Source organism: Bacillus sp. FJAT-27251, assembly GCF_001273925.1.
Lineage (GTDB): Bacteria > Bacillota > Bacilli > Bacillales > Cytobacillaceae > Mesobacillus_B.
Map to the genome: position 1 here is coordinate 2538597 of NZ_LIGG01000001.1, position 3338 is coordinate 2541934.

2 protein-coding genes are annotated in these 3338 nt (G+C 46.2%); both read left to right on the forward strand.

Going from position 1 to position 3338, the window contains the following annotated elements:
• Nucleotides 1–765 precede the first annotated feature (765 nt).
• Nucleotides 766–1827 carry a tartrate dehydrogenase gene (locus tag ADU22_RS11945; protein WP_053362350.1) on the forward strand — a complete coding sequence of 354 codons (1062 nt, stop codon included), beginning with the start codon at nucleotides 766–768 and terminating at the stop codon, nucleotides 1825–1827.
• Nucleotides 1828–1927: 100 nt separating this feature from the next.
• Nucleotides 1928–3271 carry a 2-hydroxycarboxylate transporter family protein gene (locus ADU22_RS11950; RefSeq protein ID WP_053362351.1) on the forward strand — a complete coding sequence of 448 codons (1344 nt, stop codon included), beginning with the start codon at nucleotides 1928–1930 and terminating at the stop codon, nucleotides 3269–3271.
• The last annotated feature ends 67 nt before the right edge of the window (nucleotides 3272–3338 follow it).

Below are 3338 nucleotides of genomic sequence, written 5' to 3' on the forward strand. Positions count from 1 at the left end.
AAATATCGAAACTTGATAAGGTTAGGAATTAAGAAATACAAAGCATGGCAATATGCGAACTCCCGAAAGGGATACTGGAGAAACTCCAAAAGCCCTGCCTTAKACCAAGCCTTAAATAATGAATACTGGTTTAAAGCTGGATTAAAGCAATTATCAAACATTGTTTCATAAACTTTCGAACCGCCGTATACCGGACGGTACGTACGGTGGTGTGAGAGGACGGGGGTTAATCACCCCCTCCTACTCGATTTTATTTGTATGGCCGAGGTTTTTAAGCCAGTTTTGTGCTTCTGTGCTCGCGAAGGTGGATTGAAAGGGTGGTTTGCGGCTTTTTTTATTATATATCGGCAAAAGGGGCATTAAATAATACGAGTACTGGTATTAAAAAATACATTTAAAACTAGTAGAGGTAATATAACACAATTTAATGCTGGTAAGGGGAAATATAATGCTGGTTAGACGCGATTTAATGCTGGTAAAACTATTGATAATGCGAGTACTAGTTTATAGCAGCGAATTTAATGCGAGTACTAGCATTAAATTGACGAGGACTTGACGTTTTAACTCAGTACTAGCATAAAAACGAACTGACACTGCATCCGACTTTTTAATTGCAGTACTTCTAGGCCGCACAATATTAGCGTGCTTGTTATTTAAATTGTAAAAAAAATCAAAAAATACCTTGCCGGTCTGGAAAATCTATTATATAGTAGGAGTACAAAACAGAGACGGTCGACCGACGACCGTCTAAGGAGGCAAACAACTTTGACTAAATTAAAAATTGCATCCATTCCTGGAGATGGAATTGGAACAGAAGTGGTGCCAGCAGCGATTGATGTTTTGAAAACGGTATCAGACATCCACGGGGGACTTTCTTTTGAGTTCACAGAGTTTCCTTACAGCTGTGAATATTACTTGGAGCATGGCACCATGATGCCGGAGGACGGACTTGAGAGACTGAAAGATTTTGATGCCATCTTTTTAGGTGCCGTTGGAAATGCGCAACTGGTGCCCGACCACGTATCATTATGGGGATTGTTGATCAAGCTGCGCCGTGAATTTGAGCAGGTCATCAATGTCAGGCCGGCAAAAATCTTCAGCGGAGTGCGCTCCCCGCTGGCCAACCCAAAGGATTTTGATCTGATCGTTGTCCGTGAAAACAGCGAAGGAGAGTACAGCTCCGTTGGCGGCCGCATTTATCAGGGAGAAGAGGAGATTGCCATCCAGAACGCGATTTTCTCGAGACGGGGAACCGAGCGGGTGATGAGGTATGCGTTTGAACTCGCCTCCAAACGGAACAGGCATGTTACAAGTGCCACCAAGTCGAACGGAATCGTCCACTCTATGCCATTTTGGGATGAAGTGTTCAAGGATGTTTCCAAGGATTATCCGGAAATTCAAACCGATTCCCAGCATATTGATGCTCTCGCCGCTTTCTTCGTGACCAACCCTTCCCGCTTTGATGTAATTGTTGCCAGCAACCTGTTTGGCGATGTACTGACTGACATTGGAGCAGCAGTGATGGGAAGCATCGGGATTGCGCCAGCTGCCAATATCAACGTGAATGGCAAATACCCATCGATGTTTGAGCCGGTGCACGGCTCTGCTCCTGATATTATCGGCAAGGGAATCGCCAACCCGATCGGCCAGATTTGGACAGCGAAAATGATGCTCGACCATTTTGGAGAAGAGGAAATCGGTTCCGTCCTTCTGGAAGTGGTTGAAAGTGTGACACGTGATGGGATCCTGACTCCGGACATTGGAGGCAAACACAGCACAACGGAAGTGACGAACGAGATTATTAGCCGTTTAAAAGCAAGAGGATAACCAAAGAGACCGGAGCCTGTTCGCAGTGGATAGGCTCCCCCAATAACACAATAATGAAAGCGCTTACTAGTTTATTTCTAATATAAAAGGAGTGAAAAATATGGGTGGCTTAACAAAGCAGCCAGCAGTAGAAACAGTGGGATTGAATCCAAAACCGAAAGTGAAGATTGCCGGAATAAACGCTCCAATCTTTTTGGCGATTGTGGTTGTCCTCCTTGTTGGGATTTACATGGAGATCCTTCCGCACAATATGGCCAGTGGCCTGATTGTGGCAATGGTTATTGGGATGCTGTTGATGTGGATTGGCGATCAGATTCCGGTTTTCAATACCTTTGGCGGAGGGCCAATCCTCTGTATCCTCATCCCGGCGCTCTTCATTTACCTTGGAATCCTGCCTGAAAGCGTTGGGACTCTAACGGACGGTTTTTATAATGAACTGGGCTTTTCCGATTTTGCCGTTACCGGGATTATCGTTGGCAGTATTTTAAGCATGGACCGCAAAATGCTCATGAAGATTGGGCTGCGCTTTTTCATTCCGCTTTTAGGTGCTGTTGTATCCGCAATGCTGATCGGCGGACTTGTTGGCCATTTAATCGGATTCGGTTTTGGCGAAACAATCTTTTATGTGGTTGGTCCAATCATGGGTGGCGGGATGGCCGCTGGTGCCGTTCCAATGTCGGAAATCTTTGCCGCCAGCAGCGGGGAAAGTGCAGGAGATGTACTGGCAAAAATCGCCCCGGCTGTTATGGTGGGCAACATGATTTGTATTTTTGCGGCGGGCGGACTTAATGGCTTGGGAAAACGCAGCAAGAAAAAGAACTTCTCTGGAAACGGCGACCTTCTGCGCCTTGAAAATGGCGGGAAAACGGTCGATTTAAAAGGCCAGGACTTCTCGATGTTTCCGTTTTCAATTAACAGCTTGATCATTGGCATGATTATTGCTACAACCATCTTTGTTTTTGGGAAAATTGTCGCCGAACTGATTCCAACCTTCCATTCTTATGTTTGGATTATCCTTTGTGCGGCAGCGCTGAAAATCTTCAATGTCCTGCCTGCCCATATCGAAAAGGGCGCAGAGGATTGGTATGAACTGATCACTAAAGCATGGGTACCCGTCATCTTGGTGTCCATTAGTGCCGGAATGATTGATTTCTCTAGTGTCATTGATATTGTCACTAATCCAAGCTACATTAGTTTGACCGTTCTTACTGTCGTCATTGCAACCTTATCGGCCGGATTCTTCGGTTTGCTTGTTGGTTTCTACTTTGTAGAATCGGCAATCTCCGCTGGAATCGGCATGGCCGACATGGGCGGTTCCGGTGATGTCGCCGTTCTGAGCGCAGCCGACAGAATGAACCTGATGCCATTCCTGCAAATCTCGTCCCGAATCGGCGGCGCTATCATGCTGGTCATCCTCTCCATCATCGCCCCATTCCTGATGTGACGCAGGGGGGGGGCCACCGCTCACGCCAAAATGTGGTGTACTTACAACAAAATGGGTGGCTTTCACG

Excerpts from the sequence above, each read along its gene's own strand:
- ADU22_RS11950 (WP_053362351.1), top strand. The coding sequence starts at position 1,928 with ATGGGTGGCTTAACAAAGCAGCCAGCAGTAGAAACAGTGGGATTGAAT.